Origin of the sequence: Mesorhizobium sp. M0119, assembly GCF_040322615.1 — a bacterium.
GTDB lineage: Bacteria > Pseudomonadota > Alphaproteobacteria > Rhizobiales > Rhizobiaceae > Mesorhizobium.
The window spans coordinates 1-18,918 of sequence record NZ_JAMYTU010000070.1; the positions used below are offsets into that span (position 1 = coordinate 1).

The following is an 18,918-nucleotide window of genomic DNA, read 5'->3' on the forward strand; positions in this document are numbered from 1 at the left end:
CCGCGACCCCCGCGCTCCGGGCCGCGCCCGCGGCGCCCGCCCCGCCGCCCCCCCCCGCCCGCGCCGCGCCCCCCCCCCCCCCCCCCCCCCCCGCCGTATCATGCTGGGCAACGGACGGACTGCGCGGATCCAGCGCTGCCCGTCCGATATCCAGCCGTCAGCCCTGAATGAAGGCCAGCAGATCCGGATTGATGATCTCCGGATGGGTGGTGCACATGCCGTGCGGCAGGCCTTTGTAGACCTTGAGCGTGCCGTGCTTCACCAGCTTGGCCGCAAGCAGCGCGGAATCGGCGATCGGCACGATCTGGTCGTCGTCGCCATGCATGATCAGGACGGGTACGTCGATCTTTTTGAGATCGTCGGTGAAATCCGTCTCCGAGAATGCCTTGATGCAGTCGTAATGGGCTTTGGCTCCGCCCATCATGCCCTGGCGCCACCAATTGTCGACGGCGCCTTGCGAGATCTTGGCGCCCTCGCGGTTGAAGCCATAGAACGGGCCGGCCGGCACCTCCCTGTAGAATTGGGCCCGGTTAGCGGCCAGAGCCGCGCGAAAGCCGTCGAAGACTTCGATCGGCAAGCCGCCGGGGTTGCTGTCGGTCTTGACCATGATCGGCGGCACCGCGCCGATCAGCACCGCCTTGGCAACACGGCCGCCGCCGCCATAAAGCGCGACGTAACGCGCCACCTCGCCGCCACCGGTCGAGTGGCCGATGTGGATCGCATCCCTGAGATCGAGATGCGCCGCCAGGGCCGCAACATCGGCGGCGTAGGTGTCCATTTCGTTGCCGGTTGCGGTCTGCGACGAGCGGCCGTGGCCGCGGCGGTCATGGGCGATGACGCGGTAGCCCTTTTCGAGGAAGAACAGCATCTGGTTGTCCCAGTCGTCTGAGCTCAGCGGCCAGCCGTGATGGAACACGATCGGCTGGCCCTTGCCCCAATCCTTGTAGAAAATCTCGGTGCCGTCATGGGTGGTGAATGTGCTCATCGTTCTACTCCTTGGTGGAAAAGTCAGGGGTAACAGAGAAGCTCTTAGCCCCTTCAGCTGGACAAATTATAACAGTGCGGTCAGGGTGAGCATTGGCAAAATGGACATTCGACGTGGCAAAACTGACAAATGACGGCGGCACGTGATCTGATCGAAATCGGCCTTGTGTTGTATCCCGGAGTGCAGGAAGCAGCCGTGCTCGGCCTGACCGATCTTTTTATGCTGGCAAACCGGCTGGCTGTCGAGCGGTCGCCGGAGGCGGCGAGGCTTCGCGTCAGCCATTGGCGGCTGCAGGAGAGCGCCGTCATCCGCGTTTTCGACAGCGAGCCCGGGGACAGCGGTCCAACTCGGGGCAATGGACCGGCCATGGTCATCCTGCCGCCGACCCTGCTGCAGCCGATCCCTCGCGAGGCGGCCGCGCCCTATGCCGGCTGGCTCAGGGACCGCCACACGGCAGGCGCGACGCTCGGTTCGGTCTGTGCCGGCGCCTTCGTGCTTGCCGAGACCGGCCTGTTGTCCGGTCGCGCGGCGACAACGCACTGGGCCTATCGCGACGCGCTGGCGCTACGCTTTCCAGACATCCTGCTCGACGCCGACAGGCTGGTCATCGACGATGGCGACATCATCACAGCGGGCGGCTACATGGCCTGGACCGACCTCGGCCTGAAGCTGGTGGACAGGGTGCTCGGGTCGGCCGTCATGATGGACACGGCGCGTTTCATGCTGGTCGACCCGCCGGGCCGCGAGCAACGTTTTTACAGCCCGTTTGCGCCGCGGCTGACCCATGACGACGAAGCGATCCTCAAGGTGCAGCATTGGCTTCAGGCGAACGGCGCCCGCGATGTGACGCTCGGCGCCATGGCCGAGCATGCCGGGCTGGAGGAGCGGACTTTCCTGCGGCGCTTCCGCAAGGCTACTGGCCTCAGGCCGACCGAATATTGTCAACACCTGCGCGTCGGCAAGGCGCGCGAGATGCTGGAAACCACGATACTGTCGATCGACCAAATCGCCTGGGAGGTCGGCTATGACGATCCCGGCTCCTTCCGCAAAGTATTCGCCAGGATAACCGGGCTGGTGCCCGGCGATTATCGCCGGCGCTTCGGCGCGGAACGAGCGGCGCTTGCGAGAGACGAAAGCTGAGGCCCAGCCGCCGCGCAATGGCGCTATCGATTCGATGCTGCCAAAGGCAAGCTCGCCGGGAAGAGAACCCCAACCACCCATCTCCCGGCGAGCCTACTTACCTGATTGATACGCAATCAGGACCGGGATTAGCCGGCAAGCTCCTTGCTGCAAGACCGATGCCAGCCTTTTTTCTCGAAATGGGACAGTGGCGGAACTGGAATCGTCAAATCTCGAACTCGCCCTGCCCTTCGTCCATGGCGCTGACCGTCTCGGCTGCCAGGGCGCGGGTGATCGGCGTCTTGCGCTCGAGCGCGGTGCGGTCGAGCCGTTCGACCACGCGCATGGCAGTGGCCAGCGAGCGCTCGATGCGGCGTACCAGATATTGCACGACATGCGGCTCGACCTCGACCTGGCGATCGGCGAACAGCTTTGTGATGACGCCGGCCAGCAGAAGATCGTCGGGCTCGTGGATCTCGATGGTCGCCGCGGCCTTGAGCCGCGACGCCAGGTCGGGCAGCCTGACGCCCCAGGCGGACGGGAAGCGCCGCGCCGTCAACAGCAAGCTCGAGCCGGCGCCGCGCACCGCGTTGATCAGGTGGAACAGGCCGTGCTCGTCGACCGGGCCGGCATCGACGTCGTCGATCAGGGCCGGGCGCGGGCCGAGGGTTTCGATGCAGTCGCCGATGCGGCCGGCCTCCACTTTCACGGCGCCGGCACGGGTCCGCCAAATCGAGGCCAGATGGGTTTTCCCCGAGCCGGCCGGCCCGGCCAGCACGACGACCGGCGAGGGCCAGTCCGGCCAGCGGTCGACAAGTGCCGCGGCCTGGCTGTTGGTGCTGGAGACGACGAGCTCGTCGCGCGAATAGCCGGTGCCGTGGCCTAGATCGAGCGGCAATTGACGCGGCGGATCGATCTTGTCCGGCATCTGGCTCAACCGCGCGCGCCCCCGCGGCGGCGCACCTGCAACGGCGGCACCGGCTCGTCGGAATGGCCCTTGTAGAGGGGCGATTCGAGGTAGCGCGCGATGGCGAAACGCACCAGAACGGCAACGGCGGCGGAAGCCGGCACGGCGATCAGCAGGCCGACGAAGCCGAACAGCGCGCCGAAGGCAAACAGCGCAAACATCAGCCACACCGGATGCAGGCCGACGCTCTTGCCGACCAGCCTGGGCTGCAGGATGTTGCCCTCGATGAACTGGCCGACGAAGAACACGCCGGCAACCGCCGCGACCATGGTCCAGTCCGGCCAGAACTGGACGAAGGCGACGCCGACGGCGAGCACCAGGCCGGTCAGCGAGCCGACATACGGGATGAACGAGATCAGCCCGGCGAACAGGCCGATGAGGATGCCGAAATTTAGGCCCGTCAGTGTCAGGCCGGTGGCATACATGGCGCCGAGCACCAGGCACAACGTGCCCTGGCCGCGCACGAAGCCGGCGGTCGCCGTGTTGATGTCCCTGGCGATCGTCCTGACGGTCTTGACATAGTCGCGCGGCACCCAGCTGTCGACGATTGCCACCATGCGGTCCCAGTCGAGCAGCATGTAGAAGGCGACGACCGGCGTTACCACAAACAGGCTGACGACCGAGACCAGCGCCACGCCGGAGCTCCAGATCGAGGTGAAGACAGTCGTCAGGAGGCCGAAGCCGGAGGTCAGCAGCGAGTTCAAGCCTTCGCGCAGGCCATTGGCGTCGACGCCAAATTTCTCTTCCAGCCATTTCGGGTCGAAGCTGGTGATCAGGCCTTGCAGCCGAGTCAGATAGTCCGGCAGCTTACTGGCGAAATCAGCCATCTGCGAGGCGAGCACCGGAACCAGGATGACGACGGCCAGCACCAGGACGACGATGAAGGCGATGAGGATGACCACCGTCGCCATCAGCCTGGACAGGCCGAGACGCTCCAGCCGGTCGGCGACAGGATCGAGGAAATAGGCGAGCACCATGCCGGCGACGAACGGCAGAAGGATGCCGCTGAAGACATAGAGGAAGACGGCAAGGATGATGGCGCTGACCAGCCAGAAGCGGATCTGCCGGCGAAACGACGCCGATGCCGAAGCCTCCGCCGCCGCGGCTTCAGCCTCGGCGTCGATGGACCGTTCGTCAGGTGCCCGGTGTTCAGGTGCCCCGCGTTCAGGTGCCCCGCGTTCAGGTGCCCCGCGTTCAGGTGCCGGGTGTGGAGCCTTCGCCATAGCCGCTCATATGCCTCAGCCAAGCCACGAGATAGGCCGCGGCCGAAGCCACGGTCAAGACCCCGGACAGCAATATGAGGGCCGGCCTCAGCGGATCGAGACGGATGTCGAAGGCGAGTTCGCCAAGCACCACTGCCGCCAGCACGATCTGGATCGCGGTGTTGGCCTTCGACACCAGGAGCGGCTTCATCTCGACGGGATGTGCCATGACGGTGGATAAAAGCACGGCGCAGACGATCAGTGCGTCGCGCGACACCATGGTAACGACCAGCCACAGCGGCAGTTCGCCGCTGAAGCCCAGGACCACGAAAACCGAGACCAGCAGCAGCTTGTCGGCCATCGGATCGAGATAGGCGCCGAGCCTGGAAAACTGATTGAAATGGCGGGCGATGAAGCCGTCGACCCCGTCGGAAATGCCGGCAATGAGGAAGCCGGCAAACGCCCAGTCCCAGCGATCCTGCAGCATGGCCAGCACCACGGCCGGCACAAGCACGAAGCGCATGATCGTGATCATGTTGGGGATGGTCAAACGCATTATCCCGTCGCTCTTGTTTGTCGATACATGATGGAGATGGAGGGTCACGGCAAGTGAGAAGCGACAAAAGTTGGGCCGTGCACGGGTTTGTCGAGAGCGCACTGGCAGCGAAGCTGTTTTGGAACAAGCGGCGCAGTGGCTGGACTCTTCGGCAACCATCAAGGCACCATGGCGCAACAAAGAGGGAGTGGAACCTTGTCTTTGGCCGTTGGCGAAGCGCGTAAGTATCTCGATACGTTCATGACGGGACATGGCTTTCGCCGCATCCGGAAAGGCGTCTTCGAAGTCGACCGGAGCGACGATATCAGCCTGATTCTCGAAGAGGCCTTTACTGCGAGCTATGGCGATGTTCATGTGAACATGCTCGTTTACCTGGATTTTCTTACCGTCAGGCCGTTGCTTGAAAGGCTGTACGGCAAAAAATGGATCTGGCCCGGACTGTCGCAGTTTCATCCTGAAACGATATTTAACAATGAGCTGAAAGCTTATGCTCGTTACTTCGAGCACCTTGACCAGACGAGCATAGATAGGTTGCTGGGGAAATATGTCGAGCTGGCGCGACGGATCAGGGCTCAGAACCCGGACCTCGCCAGTTACGTCGCCGGACATAGCGAGTTGCTCGACAAACCTTACGAATTCACACAGCCCTTCGCAGTTCGGATCCTCGCGCTGATTGCCTGCGAAATCGAACTTGGGTACTACGAGCGGGTGAAGCAGGCTGTGCACTGGATTCGAACGAACAATAGCGGAATAGCGCTGAGCGGCTACGCCAAGGCACAACTCGACCGCGTCGACATGGTTCTGGCGGAACGAGAGGGGCGTCCGTAAGGGCGGCAACTTGGGCGACTATCCACTCTTTTGTCGAGCCAAGACCGTCTGATCCCGCCGTCATCCTTGCGAGGTGCGGCCGTTCATGCGAAGAGCCCGGGAAAGCAATAGCTTATTTTCCCAACTGCCGAACGACGATGGCGCAGAGAATCACAATCGCTTGGCGAGTCACGCTTTGCTATCTGGCCGGACTGACAGAAAGTCTCCTGGCTTTCGCATCTTTCGGAACCCCGCACCGCTACATAGCGACGCAAGATCTTCTGTGGGCCTTCGCTCTTGAGCTGGCCGTGGGCGTGGTCGTCTCTTGGCCCCTTTGGCTGACGGCTGCGGTCATGGCATTCCTGTTCGCGAGGTCGGTCGTTGCAAATCCAGGTCTGTGGGCTGCCGCGGCGGCTTTGGTCGCCGCCGGCTTCTCGTATGGAATCCTGCCCTTCGACGGCGAAATCAGGTCTCTTGCCACCGTCGGTGGCCTCGCCGCAATTCTGGCGGGGATTTCTTTTTACTGTTGGAGTATATCGCGCCCGGTTCCGCCGGTATCCAACTGAAAACACCATCATCGCGCGCTTGCCTTGCGGGGCAAAACCGTTCATGCGAAGAGCCCGCAAGCGAATGAAACCAGCGACAGGCAAGCGCAACAGATGAGCAGGCGCCGGAAATGAGCAAGCGCAAGAACGGGCTCACCTATGCCGAAGCGGGCGTCGACATCGATGCCGGCAATCTCATGGTCGAGAAGATCAAGCCGCTGGTGCGCGCCACCCGCCGGCCGGGCGCCGATGGCGAAATCGGCGGCTTCGGCGGCGTGTTCGATCTCAAGGCAGCCGGCTTTACCGATCCCGTGCTGGTCGCCGCCAATGACGGCGTCGGCACCAAGCTGAAGATCGCCATCGATGCCGGCAAGCACGACACGATCGGCATCGATCTCGTCGCCATGTGCGTCAACGACATCGTCGTGCAAGGCGCCGAGCCGCTGTTCTTCCTCGACTATTTCGCCACCGGCAAGCTCGATCCCGACCAGGGTGCTTCGATCGTCGGTGGTATCGCCGCCGGCTGCCGGCAGGCCGGCTGCGCGCTGATCGGCGGCGAGACGGCGGAAATGCCCGGCATGTATCACGATAAGGATTACGACCTTGCCGGCTTTGCCGTCGGTGCCGCCGAACGCGGCCAGCTGTTGCCGACCGACGACATCGTCGAAGGCGATGTGCTGCTCGGCCTCGCCTCGTCGGGCCTGCATTCGAACGGCTTTTCGCTGGTCCGCCGCATCGTCGCGGTAAGCGGGCTTGGCTGGGGCGATCCGGCGCCGTTCAATGACGAGGCGACACTGGCCGAGGCGCTGCTCGAGCCGACGCGCATCTACGTCAAGTCGGTCCTCAAGGCGATCCGCAACACGCATGGCATCAAGGCGCTGGCCCATATCACCGGCGGCGGCTTTCCCGAAAACATCCCGCGCGTTCTGCCCAAGGATTTTTCGGCCGAGCTCGATCTCGGGGCCATCGAGGTGCCGCCGGTGTTTTCGTGGCTGGCCAAGACCGGCGGCGTCGCGCCGGAAGAGATGATGCGGACCTTCAATTGCGGTATCGGCATGGTCCTGGTCGTCGCCTCCGGCCAGGCGGCGCAGGTCGCTGCCGTTCTGCAGGAGGCCGGCGAGACGGTGACGCCGATCGGCCAGATCGTGCCGCGCCGCGATGCCGGCGTCATCTATCGGGGCTCGATCGGGCTATGACCAGAAAACGCACCGTAGTGCTTATTTCGGGGCGCGGCTCCAATATGACGGCGCTGATCGCGGCGGCGGGCAACCCGGCCTATCCGGCCGAGATCGTCGGCGTCATCTCCGATCGCGCCAATTCCGCCGGTCTCGGCATCGCCGCGGCTCGCGGCATCGCCACCAGGGTGATTTCGCGCTCGGACCATGCCAGCAAGGAAGCGCATGACGGGGCGATCGACGCGGCCCTGGTCTCTTTCGGCGCCGAGATCGTCGCGCTGGCCGGCTATATGCGCATCCTCGGCGCGCGTTTCGTCGAGAAGTGGCAGGGCCGCATGGTCAATATCCACCCTGCCCTGCTGCCTGCCTTCAAGGGGCTGGATACGCACGCTCGAGCCATCCGCGCAGGCATGCGCATCCATGGCTGCACGGTGCATTTCGTCACGCTCGACATGGATGATGGGCCGATCATCGCCCAGGCCGCCGTGCCGGTGATGGTCGGCGACAATGAGGATACGCTGGCCGCGCGCGTGCTCAAGGCCGAGCACCAGCTCTATCCGCTGGCGCTGGGGCTGGTCGCCGAAGGCAAGGCGCGAATGGAGGGCGGCCGCACGGTGTTTTCGCGCTTCGCCGACGATGCCGACAACGCCACGTCGGTGGTGATCGCGCCCGACCCGCTGCGCGAAGAGACCGATCTCGAGCACCTGGCGCGGATAACGCCGTAAGAGTCAGTTCTTGAATTTGGTAGCAAATTTTGCTACCGTCTTCGCGAGGAGACGGCTTGATGGCGACAGTCGAAAAAGTCAGCGTAGCGCTTTCCCCGGAACTGCTGGACATGGTCAAAGGCGCGGTGGCCAGCGGGCAGTACGGTTCGGCAAGTGAGGTGATCCGCGAGGCACTGCGCGAATGGCGGCTTCGCCAGCCCTTGCGCGAGGCCGAAGCGGAGCGGTTGCGAAAAGCCTGGTCGGAAGGGCTGGAGAGCGGTCCGTTTGCGCCGTTCGACATCGAGGACATAAAACAGAAAGCCCGCAGCCGGTTGGGCAACACCGGCAAAAACCGGCGGAATGGCTGACATCCGCATTGTCCGCAGTCCGGCGGCAGAAGACGACCTGATCGATATTTGGTTTGGCATTGCAAGGGATAACCCGCTTGCCGTGGACCGCTTTTTGGATGCTATTGCCGAGCGCATCGTGCAATTGGGCACATTCCCGGAATCCGGTCCCAAGAGGCCCGACATCGCTGCCGATGTGCGTGCGTTGACGATCGGCAATTATCTCGTGCTTTATCGGCTGGCCGAACAGCGGGTCGAGATCGTCCGCGTCGTGCATGGCGCACGCGACGTTTCGGCCTTATTTTGAATCCATGAAGCAACTGCTGCTCCTGCGTCACGCCAAGTCGAGTTGGGATGATCCCGACCTCATCGACTTCGACCGGCCGCTGTCCGGGCGCGGGCGAAAGGCAGCGCCGCTGGTCGGACGCGAACTGGCCCGGCGCGGCTGGCTGCCGGAGCTGGCGCTGGTATCGCCGGCACTGCGCACCCGCGACACGTGGCGGTTGGTCTCGGCGGAATTGCCGGCGAAGGTGCAGGCCAAATTTGCCCAGGCGCTCTACGAGGCAGCGGCGGCGGACATCCTCGCCAAGGTTCGGCAAGTAAAGGCGGGGACCGGAACGCTGCTGGTGCTTGGCCACAATCCCGGGTTGGAGGAGTTCGCGCGCGGTCTTGCCGGGGCTGGATCGGATGAAGCGGCGCTGAAGAAGCTGGCGGAAAAATTCCCCACCGCGGCCCTGGCTCGGTTCGATGTCGATGGCGATTGGGCCGGTCTCAGCTTCGGCAGCGCCCGGCTGACGCACTGCATTTGGCCGAAGGATCTGCGTTAGGGATTACCAACAGGCCGGGGGAAGGATCGCCGATCCTTTCGACCGACCGAGCTTCGCACAAACAAGAGCGGCGGGCCAAGCCCGCCGCTCTTTGTGCTCCGGGGTTTGAGGACCTATCGGCCCCAGTTGCCCCGGCCAGATTGGGGCACTACGGGCTGATCCGTGCCGAAGCGGGTGGTCGCCTCGGTGTCGACCGCGTTGTGCTCAGCCGTCAGCGGCTTGCGGATGGAACCGGTAAACCCGCTGTCGATAGTGCCGACAGGCGCGTTGCCAACAGCCGCGGCCGGCTGGTTGACGCCGTCCGAACCATAGTGATCACTGCCGGCAAAGGCGCTGCCCGTGGCGATGAGGACGATGGTGGCGACGGCAAGAGCAATCTTGGTCATTTCAGGTACTCCAGTGTACTGGTCATTCGTGAGTTGTCGTTGCTTTCGACGCATTCGAGATGAGAGCGCTGCCCGCGCCGACGAATACGCATCGGCTTTTTCCGACGTGCATGTTGCTGGACGATTTCAGTAACCGAGATCATGGCTACAGATGAAACCTGCAAATTAAAGTATTCGATCGGCGCAGGATGCTATCCGGCGCTCATCCCGGCTGATACGCGAAAGCAAGAGTAGCGGGCCAAGCCCGCCGCTCTTGTATTCCGGGGCCGTGATAATCAGCGGCCCCAGATGCCTTGGCCGGATTCAGGCGCCACCGACTCGGAGGTTGCCTTGGCACCGGTATGCTCGGGAGTAACCGGCTTGCGGATCGAGCCGGTGAACGTGTTGTCGACGTTGGCTGAAGGAGCGGCCGGCTGGTTGACGTTGTCCGAGCCATAGTGGTCGCTGCCGGCAAAAGCAGTGCCGGTGGCAACAAGGACGGCGGCGGCGGTAAGAGCGATCTTGGTCATTTCAGGTACTCCGGTAGTTCTTTGGTCTGTCCGTCAAGTGGCGTGCCTTGGGAGGAATTCGCGTCGCTCGGACCACCCCGAGATGGGTCGGCAAGCCTGTCGTTTCCAATCACGAAAATTTTGTACGGGTGCGCCAAATTGGCCGCTTGAAATTCGACATGCGGCTCCTCCCGCCACAATGTTCTTCTTTCTTTTCAGTTAGTTATGCAGACAGGTGTGATTTGCGGCGCTAACATTCTGTGAGCCGGCGTTCACCGCTCCCCGTACGCTCCGTCAACAGAACCGAACCGTTCGGTTCGAGTTCCTTTACGTTTGGCTGATCAGCGCTTTCAGAGCCTCGATCGACATGCCTGCCGACGGATCAATAGGCAATGAAAAATCACGCTGCCAGTTCAGCGCCAGCGGTTTCATGCTTGGGCCGCGCGCTGGCCAGAAGCACGACGGGGCAGTTGCAGGCGGCTAAAACAGCGCCGGCGGTTTCGCCGAAGAACAGGTCCTCACCCGGACGTTGGGTAACGCCCATCACGACGATCGCCGCGCCTTTGGCCGCCTCCCGGGCGATCGCCTTGTCGGGTGTGACGCGGGTATGGAACGATGTGTCGACATGCAGGCCGTACCGGCCCGCCAGATCGGCGATGTCTTTCAGCACGGCCTCTTCGCGGCTATGCGACACGGATGTCGACCTGCGGCCCTTGGCTGCCCTTTGCGAGACGTAGAGAACCTTGATCCGCGCCCGGTTTGGACGGGCCAGCGCCAGTGCCAAGTCGGCGGCGCGACGCGCCACCTGGGTACCGTTGACGGGGACGAGAATGCTGGTGCCGGCCTTCAGCGTCGGCATCTTTTCGGCAGCATTGCCGCCGTTCAGGACCAGGCAAAGCGGGCCGTCAAATCCTGCGGCAATGTCGTTGAGGGCCGGCGCGAAGGCGCCATCGGCGGTCAGCACATCGTCAAGGCCGACCAGCAACAGGCCGTATCCCTTGCGGGCCTCTTCGGCGATCGTCTTACCCGTGGCTTCCAATTCGGTGCGGGCCGTCAGGTGGACTTTATCGACAAGCGTATCTTCGATCCGTTTCACCGCCTGGGCGCTTTTTCTTGCACCCTTCTTGATTTCCTGCAGGGCGCGCTCCTGTCCCTTGCTGTCGGTTGGCCTGTCAATTCGGCCGTCTTTCGGCTGAAGCAAGGTGGTGGGCAGGCGAAGCAAGGTGGTGGGCATGCCGCTGCCTCCGCCGACCAGTCCGGCGAGATGGGCAGTGAACTTGCCGATCCTGCTGTCGTCGACCAGCACCAGCAGCCGCTCCAGCCTGGAAATGAAGCCGTATTCGTCCAACGCCTCGCGCTCGACACGCTGCTGCTCGTCGTGCCCAACCGGCAGCCGGCCGAGCGCCCAGCGCAGCATCGGAGGCATGGCCAAGGTGGTGATCACGGCCATGGTGACGATCATGGTGAAGAGATTGTGCGACAGGATGTTCATCGACAGGCCGATGCTGGCGACGATCACCTCGGTCGAGCCGCGCGCGTTCATGGCACTGCCGACGGCGATTGCTTCCTTGAACGACATGGCGGCGAGCTTGGCGCCGATGAACGCGCCGCCAAACTTGCCGATGCTGGCGATGACCACGAGTGCGCCCGTCAGCATGGCAAGCGTCGGATCGGCGAGCACGGTGAGATCGGCGGAAAGCCCCGCCATGCCGAAGAAGATCGGCATGAACAGCGCGGTGATGACGCCGCGAAGCTGGCCTTCGATATGGCTGGAGAGGATAGGCGATTCCCCGACAAGGATGCCGGCGACGAACGCCCCCAGCACGGTATGGACGCCTATCAGATTGGTGATCAGCGCCATCGCTCCCATGATGATGAGGATCATGGTGATCACCGCAAACTCGCTGCGGAATTGATCGTTGGTCCAGCGGATCAACGTGAAGACAAGACGGCGGCCGATGGTGAAGGAGAACACCATGAACAGTGCCACCGCGGCGATGGTGGTCACCAGCGGCGCGAGCTGCAGCCTGCCGTTGGTGGCGATACCGAAGGTTACGGCGATGACCAGCCAGCCGATCGTGTCCTCGATGATCGCCGAGGAAATAATCACCTGTCCGAGGTTGCGGCGCATGAAGTTCATTTCGCGCACCACCATGGCGACGACCTTGACCGACGAGATCGACAGCGCGGTGCCCAGGAACAGCCCGGCGACGGTGCGTTGCGTGGGGTCAGCCAGCAATGCGTCCGGCAGGAACTGCGCCAGCGCGAAACCGAAGATGAAGGGCACCACGACGCCGGTAGCCGAAATGGAAAAACAGGCCGCGCCAACCCGGCGCACCAGCCGCAGGTCCGTCTCCATGCCGGTCAGCAAAAGCAGCATCAGGATGCCGAGTTGCGAGACCGCGTCGATCATGCCCTTTTGCGCGGGATCGCTGGGAAAGACCAGGTGCTGGGCCGACGGCCACAGCCAGCCAAACAGCGAAGGACCGAGCAGGATGCCGCCGATCAGTTGGCCCATAATTGCCGGTTGGCCATAGCGCTGCAGCACTTCGCCCAGGCCGCGCCCGACAAGCAGGAGAAGCACGATCTCGGCGACGAAAGCGCCCTCGCCCGAACCGCCCATGCCCGATGCCCGGGTACCGGCAACGAGCGTCTCCGCCGCCCAGGCCGCGCCTGCGGGGACGAAAGCGCAAACCAGCAGCGCCAGGCTGGAACGTGTCGGAGCCTGCCAAGCCATGAAACCCCCATCGCCCAATGCACGTGTCCAACAACGCGCGACAGCGCGTTGCGTTGCCAGACAGGGCGTTGCTAGACGTGGACGTCACCGAAGGAGAGTTCGCCGTCGTCGCTCTCCGTCAGGAAGGCTGCCACCAATAGGCCGGCATAGAGGACGGCGACCAGCACGACGATGACCGGGCCCGGAACTGGGCCTAAGGCAGCACTGGTGACGGCCTCACGCATCGACCCAACGAAACCGATGCGGACGCCTTCGTTTAAGAGGCTGGGGGTCGACAGTTTGAGGATCCAGGCCAGCAGCAGGATCAGCAGCATGTAGATGTAATTGCGACGCAGGCGGCGCGCCAAAGCCACTCGTTGCGAAATCAGGAATTTTGGTGCGCGCAGGCTCTCGCCGACGATCAACAGCCAATCGGACGCGAAATCCGGCTGCGGCGAGAATACCTGCGCGAAATAGTGCCGTTCGAACTGGCGCACGCGAGCCCGATAGAAGTCGAAGAAGCGGTATCGCCGCGCCTCTATCCACAGCAGCAGCAGAACAAGCAGCATGGCAAACAGCAGCACGCCATGGTGAGCGCTGGCTGTCGAAAGCGAGACGGACAGCATCGCCGCGACAACGGTTATCGCCCAGTTGCTCGTCCGGTCCAGGCGGTCGCGCCACCCAGCCATGCGCGCAATCTCGGCGCGATGAAAGTGGGACATCGTGGTTACGAGTTCGCCGGACGACAGTGTCCTTCCGATGGGATCCGGCGCCGCCAACGCTTCTGCCATGACCATGCCTCCACCCGCCACGCGAAAACGGCCGGATGGAGATATCGTTCCGACGCTCAATCCGCCGGGCGCAGCCAGACCTTGTTGTCGTGGAAGGCGGCGCCGCCATAGGGCGCCGGCGCATCGGCGCCGGTCAGCACGTTGATGCCCTCGCCGCGCTCATGGGCGCTGTTCGGCCAGATGCCTTCGGCGACCACGACGCCGCGCTTGATGCCGTCGAACAGCTTTGCGTGCAGCACCACTTCGCCACGCTGGTTGCCGACTTCGACGCGGCCGCCGTCGGCGACGCCGAGTGCCGCCGCATCATCGGGATGCACGAGCAGCTCCGGCCGGCGCTCTTTTGCCTGCGACACCGGCGTTTCGGTGAAGGTCGAATTGAGGAAATTGCGCGCCGGCGAGGTGGTCAACCGGAACGGGTGCGCCTCGTCCGCCACCTCGATCAGGTCGACATGATCGGGGAATTCCGGCAGGCGCGCCACCGGCCCGAACAGGCCCATGGTTTTCGGTGGCCGATTGGGCGACGCCTGGCCCGTCCAGTCGGCGCGAAAATGGAATTTCTTGTCGGCATGGCCGAAGCCGTCCAGGAAGTGCGCGGCCGCGAAATCCGGCTGCAAATCGACCCATTTCTGCTCTTTCAGGCTCGAAAAGCTGCCCAGCCCGCGCTTGCCGAGAATGACATCGATATGCTGCTGCTCGGTCATGCCGAAGCCCGGGCGATCGGCGACACCGAGCCTTTTGCCGAGCTCCTCGATGACGAAATGATTCGTGCGCGGTCCTTCCGGCGGGTCGATCAGCTTCGGCCCGAGCGTGATGTGCTGGTTGCCGCCGCCCTTGTAGACGTCGTCATGCTCGAGAAACATCGTCGCCGGCAGCACCACATCGGCGAGTTTGGCGGTGTCGGTCATGAACTGCTCATGCACGCAGGAAAATAGATCGTCGCGCAGAAAACCCTGCTTCACCAGCCGCTGCTCCGGCGCGACATTGACCGGATTGGTGTTCTGGATCAGCAGCGCCGTCACCGGCGGGCCGCCATAGAGCGCATCTTCAGCCCCGGTCAGCACCGGGCCGATGCGCGAATGGTCGAGATGACGGATCGCGGGGTCGCGCATCCGCGTGCCTTCGAGCAGTTCCTGGTTGAGCTTGAAGATGCCCGAATTGGTATGGAAGGCGCCGCCGCCCTCATATTGCCAGCAGCCGGTGACCGCCGCGATCGAGGCTGCGGCGTGCATGTTGACCGAACCGTTGCGCTGCCGCGAAAAACCGTAGCCGAGACGGAAATAGGTCTTCTTCGTCGTGCCGACGAGACGGGCGAAGGCCTCGATTTCGTCGACGGAAAGCCCGGTGATGTCGGCGGCCCATTGCGGCGTCCGCGTCTTGAGATGCGCTTCCAGACCGTGCGGGTCGTCGGTGTATTTTTCCAAATAGGCGCGGTCGGCCATGCCGTCACGGAACAGCACGTGCATCACCGCGCACGCCAAAGCGCCGTCGGTGCCGGGCTTCAGCACCAGGCCGAGATCAGCCTGCTTCATCGTCGCATTCTCGTAAACGTCAATGACGACGATCTTGGCGCCGCGTTCCTTGCGCGCCTTGATGGCGTGGGTCATGACGTTGACCTGCGTGACCACGGCATTGGTGCCCCAGATCACCACGCAGTCGGACTTTGCCATCTCGCGCGGGTCGGGGCCGCGCAGCGCGCCGGCGCCCATCATCCAGCCGGTCCACGCCAGATTGGTGCAGATCGAACCGAAGAAGCCGGAGTATTTTTTGGCGTGCCTGAGCCGCTCGATGCCGTCACGCTGCACCAGCCCCATCGTGCCGGCATAGTAATAGGGCCAGACCGTCTCCGAGCCGTATTTTGCCTCCGCCGCGATGAATTTTTCGGCGACAAGGTCGAGCGCGGCCTCCCAGCTCGCTTCCTTCCATACGCCCTCGCCCTTGGCGCCGGCACGGACCAGCGGCTTCAGCAGGCGGTCGGGATGATGAATGCGATCGGCATAACGGGCGACCTTGGCGCAGATGACGCCGGCCGTATAGCTGTTGGCCTTGGCGCCATGGACGCGGCCGATACGCCTGGCGTCGAGCAGCTCGACCTCGAGCGCGCAGGTCGAAGGGCAATCATGCGGACAGGCCGAATGGCCGATTTTGAGCTTGGCGTGCTGATTCATGGGAGCAAACTAACTGCTTTGGACAACCAGGTGTAGGGCCAGATGGCGAGCCAATCTCCCCCCAAGTGGGGGAGATGTCCGGCAGGACAGAGGGGGGCGTGAAGGATCGCTAACGTCGTCGGTGTGACTCGCTCTTGATCAAACTCCCACCACCGGCGGCTCCAAATGGCTGTCAGGCTGGCGGGACAGCGCCCCCCCTCTGCCCTGCCGGGCATCTCCCCCACGAGGGGGGAGATTACGCTCACCTACTCCGCCGTGCCTTCCTCGTACTCCGCCGACATCGACAGCCATTTTTCCTCGTGGCCGGCCAGCTGTTGCGCGAGTTGTGAGCGCTCCTTGGCCAGCCTTGTCGCGGTCGAGGGGTCCTTTTCGTAGACGGCCGGGTTGGCGAGTTCATCCTCGATCAGGTCGATGCGCTTGCGGAGGCGGTCCATCAGCGCTTCGGTGGCGCGGATTTCCTTGGCCAGTGGCTCGAAGGCGGCGCGGCGCGCGGCTGCATCGCGGCGGCGGTCGGCCTTCGACGCTTTGTCCGCCTCGCGCTTGCCGCGGCGGTCGCCCGAGACGCCGGTGACCAGCGTCTTGTAATCCTCGAGGTCGCCGTCATACGGATTGACCGCGCCGTCCTTGACCAGCCAGAGCCGGTCGGCGGTCGCTTCGAGGAGATGGCGGTCGTGCGAGATCAGGATGACGGCACCGGGAAAATCGTTCAGCGCATGGATCAGCGATTCACGGCTGTCGATGTCGAGATGGTTGGTCGGTTCATCGAGGATGAACAGGTTCGGACCCTCGAAGGCCGACAGGCCCATCAGCAGCCGGGCCTTCTCGCCGCCGGACAGGTCCTTGGCGGCGGTGTTCATCTTCTCGGTGGTCAGGCCGAACTGGGCGACGCGGCCGCGCACCTTTGATTCCGGCGCTTCCGGCATCAGCCGGCGGACATGCTCGTACGCGTTTTCGTCGGGCCTGAGGTCGTCGAGCTGGTGCTGGGCGAAGATTGCCACCTTAAGCCCGGGCGCCACGGTCATGCTGCCGGTCTCCTGCTTCAGGCGGCCGGCCAAAAGCTTGGCGAAGGTCGACTTGCCGTTGCCATTGGCGCCGAGCAGCGCGATGCGGTCGTCGGCATCGATGCGCAGCGTCATCTTCTTCAGGATCGGCTCGCCCTCGGTATAGCCGACATTAACGTTGTTCAGCGCGATGATCGGCGAGGCCACCGTCTTCACCGGCTCCGGAAAAGAGAACGGCCGAACCGTGTCGTTCACGATCGCGGCGATCGGCTTCATCTTCTCCAGCGCCTTGATGCGCGACTGCGCCTGCCTCGCCTTCGACGCCTTGGCGCGGAAGCGCTCGACGAAGGATTCCATATGCTTGCGCGCGGCTTCCTGCTTGACGCGGCCCTTCTCCTGCAATTCGCGCTGCTCGGTATATTGGCGCTCGAACTGATCGTAGCCGCCGCGCCAGAAGGTCAGCTTCTTCTGGTCGAGATGGACGATCGAGTTGACGGCGCGGTTGAGCAGGTCGCGATCGTGCGAAATCAAGAGCACGGTGTGCGGGTATTTCGATACGTAGTTTTCCAGCCACAGCGTGCCTTCGAGGTCGAGATAATTGGTCGGCTCGTCGAGCAGCAGCAGATCGGGCTCGGCAAACAACACGGCGGCCAGCGCGACGCGCATGCGCCAGCCGCCGGAGAAGGACGAGGCCGGGCGCCGCTGCGCGGCATCGTCGAAGCCGAGGCCGGCGAGAATGGTCGCCGCGCGTGACTCGGCCGAGTGCGCATCGATATCGGCCAGCCGCATGTGGATGTCGGCGATGCGGTGCGGATCGGCCGCCGTCTTTTCCTCTTCGAGCAGTGCACTCCGCTCAAGATCGGCCTTGAGCACGATCTCGATCAGCGGCTCCTCGGTGCCCGGCGCTTCCTGCGCGACCTGGCCGATGCGCGTGTTTTTGGGCAGGCTGATCGAGCCGGTCTCGGAGGCGAGATCGCCGGTGATTGCCTTGAACAAGGTCGTCTTGCCGGTGCCGTTGCGACCGACAAGGCCAGCCTTGCTGCCGGCCGGCAAGGTCAGCGAGGCATGGTCGAGAAGCAGGCGTCCGGCCATGCGGAGCGAAAGGTCGTTGATGATCAGCATGGCCGCGCTTTTGCACGGGACAACCATGCTTCGCAAGGGCTGGAGCCCCGGTTCGCCGCATAAGGCGCGAAAACCGGCAAGCAGGTAAGTCAATCCGCCTGGCGGCGACTCCCGCAAGACGCAAAAAGAACCCGCTATCCTGAGGGGGGACAAGGAGAGCGGGTTCTTTCGTGAACGGCGGCCTTGGGAGCGTCCGATCGACACCCAAACACGCAGCAGCCGTGTTTGTTCCATGTGTTGATGAACAAACGCTGGCGTGGCCGGCAGGTTTGTCCACAGGGGCGTGCCGTCTGTACGCTATCGACCATGACGCTGCGGAAAGACTCGGCTATCCTTGGATGTGCGGCGGGCCTGATCTCCGCCTGGCCGGCGCCATCAGCTTCCTCCCAAGCGGCGCCGGCCACCTCTTTGACCGGTGCCGATGCTATTTCAGGTGGTCATTGTTTCGGCGGCGTGCCGGGCTGATCGCCGCCGGTCGTCGACTTCGGCACCGGATTCTTGTCGATCTGCGGGTTCTGCTCGACCGTGTCGCCAGGGGCCTTGGTCGGCTGGATGTTGTTGTCGCAACCCGCAACAGTCAGAGCTGCCACAAGTAGCAGGATTGAGCGCTTTTTCATCGCAGTCTCCTCTCGCCCGACAACGAGGCGTCGGCGATTTGGTTGCGCGGCCGGTGTCGTTCCCGCATTCGCCAAGGAGCCGGGGAACAAAATGCCGCGTCTCCGGTTGCTCCACAATCAATGGAGGAAGGCATGATCCGTCTGCTCATTGCCGGGGCAATCGTCTATGTCGCCTATCGCGTCGCCAAGAAAGTGATCGACGAGGTGCCCGACGATTTTGATCCGCTGCTGCTGCCGCCGCCACAGGACGATCGCGAGGCGCTGCGGCGGCAATCGGCAAGGATGGGCGTCGAGCCCGAGCGTTAGAGCGGTTCCCCCTTTGACGGAATCAAAGGGGATTCCAGATTTATCTGTTTTGTGATTCAAGATGCTGGCTGGAGTGGAGGCCAGCATCGGAT

General features: G+C 63.6%; 20 protein-coding genes. 8 read left to right on the forward strand and 12 right to left on the reverse strand.

The window, feature by feature from the left end:
- Positions 1–157: 157 nt before the first annotated feature.
- Positions 158–985 (reverse strand): alpha/beta fold hydrolase, encoded by an 828-nt coding sequence (locus NKJ40_RS30600; protein WP_352469226.1) that lies wholly within the window; start codon positions 983–985, stop codon positions 158–160.
- A gap of 129 nt (positions 986–1,114) precedes the next feature.
- Here NKJ40_RS30600 and NKJ40_RS30605 point away from each other — a divergent pair, with 129 nt between their 5' ends.
- Positions 1,115–2,125, forward strand: a complete 1,011-nt coding sequence (locus NKJ40_RS30605) for a GlxA family transcriptional regulator (RefSeq protein WP_352469227.1) — start codon at positions 1,115–1,117, stop codon at positions 2,123–2,125.
- Positions 2,126–2,330: 205 nt separating this feature from the next.
- On the opposite strand, the gene hdaA is transcribed toward NKJ40_RS30605, so the two are convergent.
- The 3 genes from hdaA to NKJ40_RS30620 are packed head-to-tail and all read right to left on the reverse strand — an operon-like array spanning position 2,331 to position 4,823.
- Positions 2,331–3,032 (reverse strand): DnaA regulatory inactivator HdaA, encoded by a 702-nt coding sequence (gene hdaA, locus NKJ40_RS30610; RefSeq protein WP_292659329.1) that lies wholly within the window; start codon positions 3,030–3,032, stop codon positions 2,331–2,333.
- A gap of 5 nt (positions 3,033–3,037) precedes the next feature.
- On the reverse strand, positions 3,038–4,294 hold the full coding sequence (locus NKJ40_RS30615) for an AI-2E family transporter (protein WP_352469228.1): 1,257 nt from the start codon (positions 4,292–4,294) through the stop codon (positions 3,038–3,040).
- Positions 4,266–4,823, reverse strand: coding sequence for a CDP-alcohol phosphatidyltransferase family protein (locus tag NKJ40_RS30620; RefSeq protein ID WP_352469229.1), 558 nt, complete (start codon positions 4,821–4,823; stop codon positions 4,266–4,268). The genes NKJ40_RS30615 and NKJ40_RS30620 overlap by 29 nt, the downstream gene beginning before the upstream one ends.
- 141 nt (positions 4,824–4,964) lie before the next feature.
- Here NKJ40_RS30620 and NKJ40_RS30625 point away from each other — a divergent pair, with 141 nt between their 5' ends.
- Positions 4,965–5,657 (forward strand): hypothetical protein, encoded by a 693-nt coding sequence (locus tag NKJ40_RS30625; RefSeq protein ID WP_352469230.1) that lies wholly within the window; start codon positions 4,965–4,967, stop codon positions 5,655–5,657.
- Between the two features lie 83 nt (positions 5,658–5,740).
- Here NKJ40_RS30625 and NKJ40_RS30630 read toward each other — a convergent pair whose 3' ends face one another.
- A complete protein-coding gene (locus NKJ40_RS30630; RefSeq protein ID WP_352469231.1) occupies positions 5,741–6,247 on the reverse strand; it encodes a hypothetical protein in 507 nt (168 codons plus the stop codon).
- 65 nt (positions 6,248–6,312) lie between these two features.
- On the opposite strand from NKJ40_RS30630, the gene purM reads away from it, so the two are divergent.
- The 5 genes from purM to NKJ40_RS30655 are packed head-to-tail and all read left to right on the forward strand — an operon-like array spanning position 6,313 to position 9,234.
- Positions 6,313–7,377, forward strand: a complete 1,065-nt coding sequence (purM, locus tag NKJ40_RS30635) for a phosphoribosylformylglycinamidine cyclo-ligase (RefSeq protein ID WP_352469232.1) — start codon at positions 6,313–6,315, stop codon at positions 7,375–7,377.
- The gene (purN, locus tag NKJ40_RS30640) at positions 7,374–8,081 is read left to right on the forward strand and encodes a phosphoribosylglycinamide formyltransferase (RefSeq protein ID WP_352469233.1); all 708 of its coding nucleotides are present in this window, start codon (positions 7,374–7,376) and stop codon (positions 8,079–8,081) included. The genes purM and purN overlap by 4 nt, the downstream gene beginning before the upstream one ends.
- A 59-nt stretch (positions 8,082–8,140) precedes the next feature.
- A complete protein-coding gene (locus NKJ40_RS30645) occupies positions 8,141–8,428 on the forward strand; it encodes a type II toxin-antitoxin system ParD family antitoxin (protein ID WP_352469234.1) in 288 nt (95 codons plus the stop codon).
- Complete coding sequence (locus NKJ40_RS30650; RefSeq protein WP_352469235.1) at positions 8,421–8,714, forward strand: type II toxin-antitoxin system RelE/ParE family toxin; 294 nt, start codon at positions 8,421–8,423, stop codon at positions 8,712–8,714. The genes NKJ40_RS30645 and NKJ40_RS30650 overlap by 8 nt, the downstream gene beginning before the upstream one ends.
- Positions 8,715–8,718: 4 nt before the next feature.
- Positions 8,719–9,234, forward strand: a complete 516-nt coding sequence (locus NKJ40_RS30655; protein ID WP_352469236.1) for a SixA phosphatase family protein — start codon at positions 8,719–8,721, stop codon at positions 9,232–9,234.
- 113 nt (positions 9,235–9,347) lie between these two features.
- Here NKJ40_RS30655 and NKJ40_RS30660 read toward each other — a convergent pair whose 3' ends face one another.
- The 7 genes from NKJ40_RS30660 to NKJ40_RS30690 form a co-directional block, all read right to left on the reverse strand.
- A complete protein-coding gene (locus NKJ40_RS30660) occupies positions 9,348–9,620 on the reverse strand; it encodes a DUF680 domain-containing protein (RefSeq protein ID WP_352469237.1) in 273 nt (90 codons plus the stop codon).
- Between the two features lie 275 nt (positions 9,621–9,895).
- The gene (locus tag NKJ40_RS30665; protein WP_352469238.1) at positions 9,896–10,129 is read right to left on the reverse strand and encodes a DUF680 domain-containing protein; all 234 of its coding nucleotides are present in this window, start codon (positions 10,127–10,129) and stop codon (positions 9,896–9,898) included.
- 379 nt (positions 10,130–10,508) lie between these two features.
- On the reverse strand, positions 10,509–12,731 hold the full coding sequence (locus NKJ40_RS30670) for a cation:proton antiporter domain-containing protein (RefSeq protein WP_352469243.1): 2,223 nt from the start codon (positions 12,729–12,731) through the stop codon (positions 10,509–10,511).
- Between the two features lie 185 nt (positions 12,732–12,916).
- A complete protein-coding gene (locus NKJ40_RS30675; RefSeq protein ID WP_352469239.1) occupies positions 12,917–13,615 on the reverse strand; it encodes a DUF2270 domain-containing protein in 699 nt (232 codons plus the stop codon).
- A gap of 56 nt (positions 13,616–13,671) precedes the next feature.
- A complete protein-coding gene (locus NKJ40_RS30680) occupies positions 13,672–15,780 on the reverse strand; it encodes a molybdopterin-containing oxidoreductase family protein (RefSeq protein WP_352469240.1) in 2,109 nt (702 codons plus the stop codon).
- 245 nt (positions 15,781–16,025) lie between these two features.
- Positions 16,026–17,903 carry an ABC-F family ATP-binding cassette domain-containing protein gene (locus NKJ40_RS30685; RefSeq protein WP_352469241.1) on the reverse strand — a complete coding sequence of 626 codons (1,878 nt, stop codon included), beginning with the start codon at positions 17,901–17,903 and terminating at the stop codon, positions 16,026–16,028.
- 437 nt (positions 17,904–18,340) lie between these two features.
- A complete protein-coding gene (locus NKJ40_RS30690; RefSeq protein WP_352469242.1) occupies positions 18,341–18,520 on the reverse strand; it encodes a hypothetical protein in 180 nt (59 codons plus the stop codon).
- 132 nt (positions 18,521–18,652) lie between these two features.
- Between NKJ40_RS30690 and NKJ40_RS30695 the strand changes: the two genes are divergently transcribed.
- The gene (locus NKJ40_RS30695; RefSeq protein WP_023677660.1) at positions 18,653–18,826 is read left to right on the forward strand and encodes a hypothetical protein; all 174 of its coding nucleotides are present in this window, start codon (positions 18,653–18,655) and stop codon (positions 18,824–18,826) included.
- Positions 18,827–18,918: the final 92 nt, after the last annotated feature.

Excerpts from the sequence above, each read along its gene's own strand:
- NKJ40_RS30600 (WP_352469226.1), bottom strand. The coding sequence starts at position 985 with ATGAGCACATTCACCACCCATGACGGCACCGAGATTTTCTACAAGGAT.
- NKJ40_RS30605 (WP_352469227.1), top strand. The coding sequence starts at position 1,115 with ATGACGGCGGCACGTGATCTGATCGAAATCGGCCTTGTGTTGTATCCC.
- hdaA (WP_292659329.1), bottom strand. The coding sequence starts at position 3,032 with ATGCCGGACAAGATCGATCCGCCGCGTCAATTGCCGCTCGATCTAGGC.
- NKJ40_RS30615 (WP_352469228.1), bottom strand. The coding sequence starts at position 4,294 with ATGGCGAAGGCTCCACACCCGGCACCTGAACGCGGGGCACCTGAACGC.
- NKJ40_RS30630 (WP_352469231.1), bottom strand. The coding sequence starts at position 6,247 with ATGAACGGTTTTGCCCCGCAAGGCAAGCGCGCGATGATGGTGTTTTCA.
- purM (WP_352469232.1), top strand. The coding sequence starts at position 6,313 with ATGAGCAAGCGCAAGAACGGGCTCACCTATGCCGAAGCGGGCGTCGAC.
- purN (WP_352469233.1), top strand. The coding sequence starts at position 7,374 with ATGACCAGAAAACGCACCGTAGTGCTTATTTCGGGGCGCGGCTCCAAT.
- NKJ40_RS30645 (WP_352469234.1), top strand. The coding sequence starts at position 8,141 with ATGGCGACAGTCGAAAAAGTCAGCGTAGCGCTTTCCCCGGAACTGCTG.
- NKJ40_RS30650 (WP_352469235.1), top strand. The coding sequence starts at position 8,421 with ATGGCTGACATCCGCATTGTCCGCAGTCCGGCGGCAGAAGACGACCTG.
- NKJ40_RS30655 (WP_352469236.1), top strand. The coding sequence starts at position 8,719 with ATGAAGCAACTGCTGCTCCTGCGTCACGCCAAGTCGAGTTGGGATGAT.
- NKJ40_RS30660 (WP_352469237.1), bottom strand. The coding sequence starts at position 9,620 with ATGACCAAGATTGCTCTTGCCGTCGCCACCATCGTCCTCATCGCCACG.
- NKJ40_RS30665 (WP_352469238.1), bottom strand. The coding sequence starts at position 10,129 with ATGACCAAGATCGCTCTTACCGCCGCCGCCGTCCTTGTTGCCACCGGC.
- NKJ40_RS30670 (WP_352469243.1), bottom strand. The coding sequence starts at position 12,731 with ATGGGCGGTTCGGGCGAGGGCGCTTTCGTCGCCGAGATCGTGCTTCTC.
- NKJ40_RS30675 (WP_352469239.1), bottom strand. The coding sequence starts at position 13,615 with ATGGCAGAAGCGTTGGCGGCGCCGGATCCCATCGGAAGGACACTGTCG.
- NKJ40_RS30680 (WP_352469240.1), bottom strand. The coding sequence starts at position 15,780 with ATGAATCAGCACGCCAAGCTCAAAATCGGCCATTCGGCCTGTCCGCAT.
- NKJ40_RS30685 (WP_352469241.1), bottom strand. The coding sequence starts at position 17,903 with ATGCTGATCATCAACGACCTTTCGCTCCGCATGGCCGGACGCCTGCTT.
- NKJ40_RS30690 (WP_352469242.1), bottom strand. The coding sequence starts at position 18,520 with ATGAAAAAGCGCTCAATCCTGCTACTTGTGGCAGCTCTGACTGTTGCG.
- NKJ40_RS30695 (WP_023677660.1), top strand. The coding sequence starts at position 18,653 with ATGATCCGTCTGCTCATTGCCGGGGCAATCGTCTATGTCGCCTATCGC.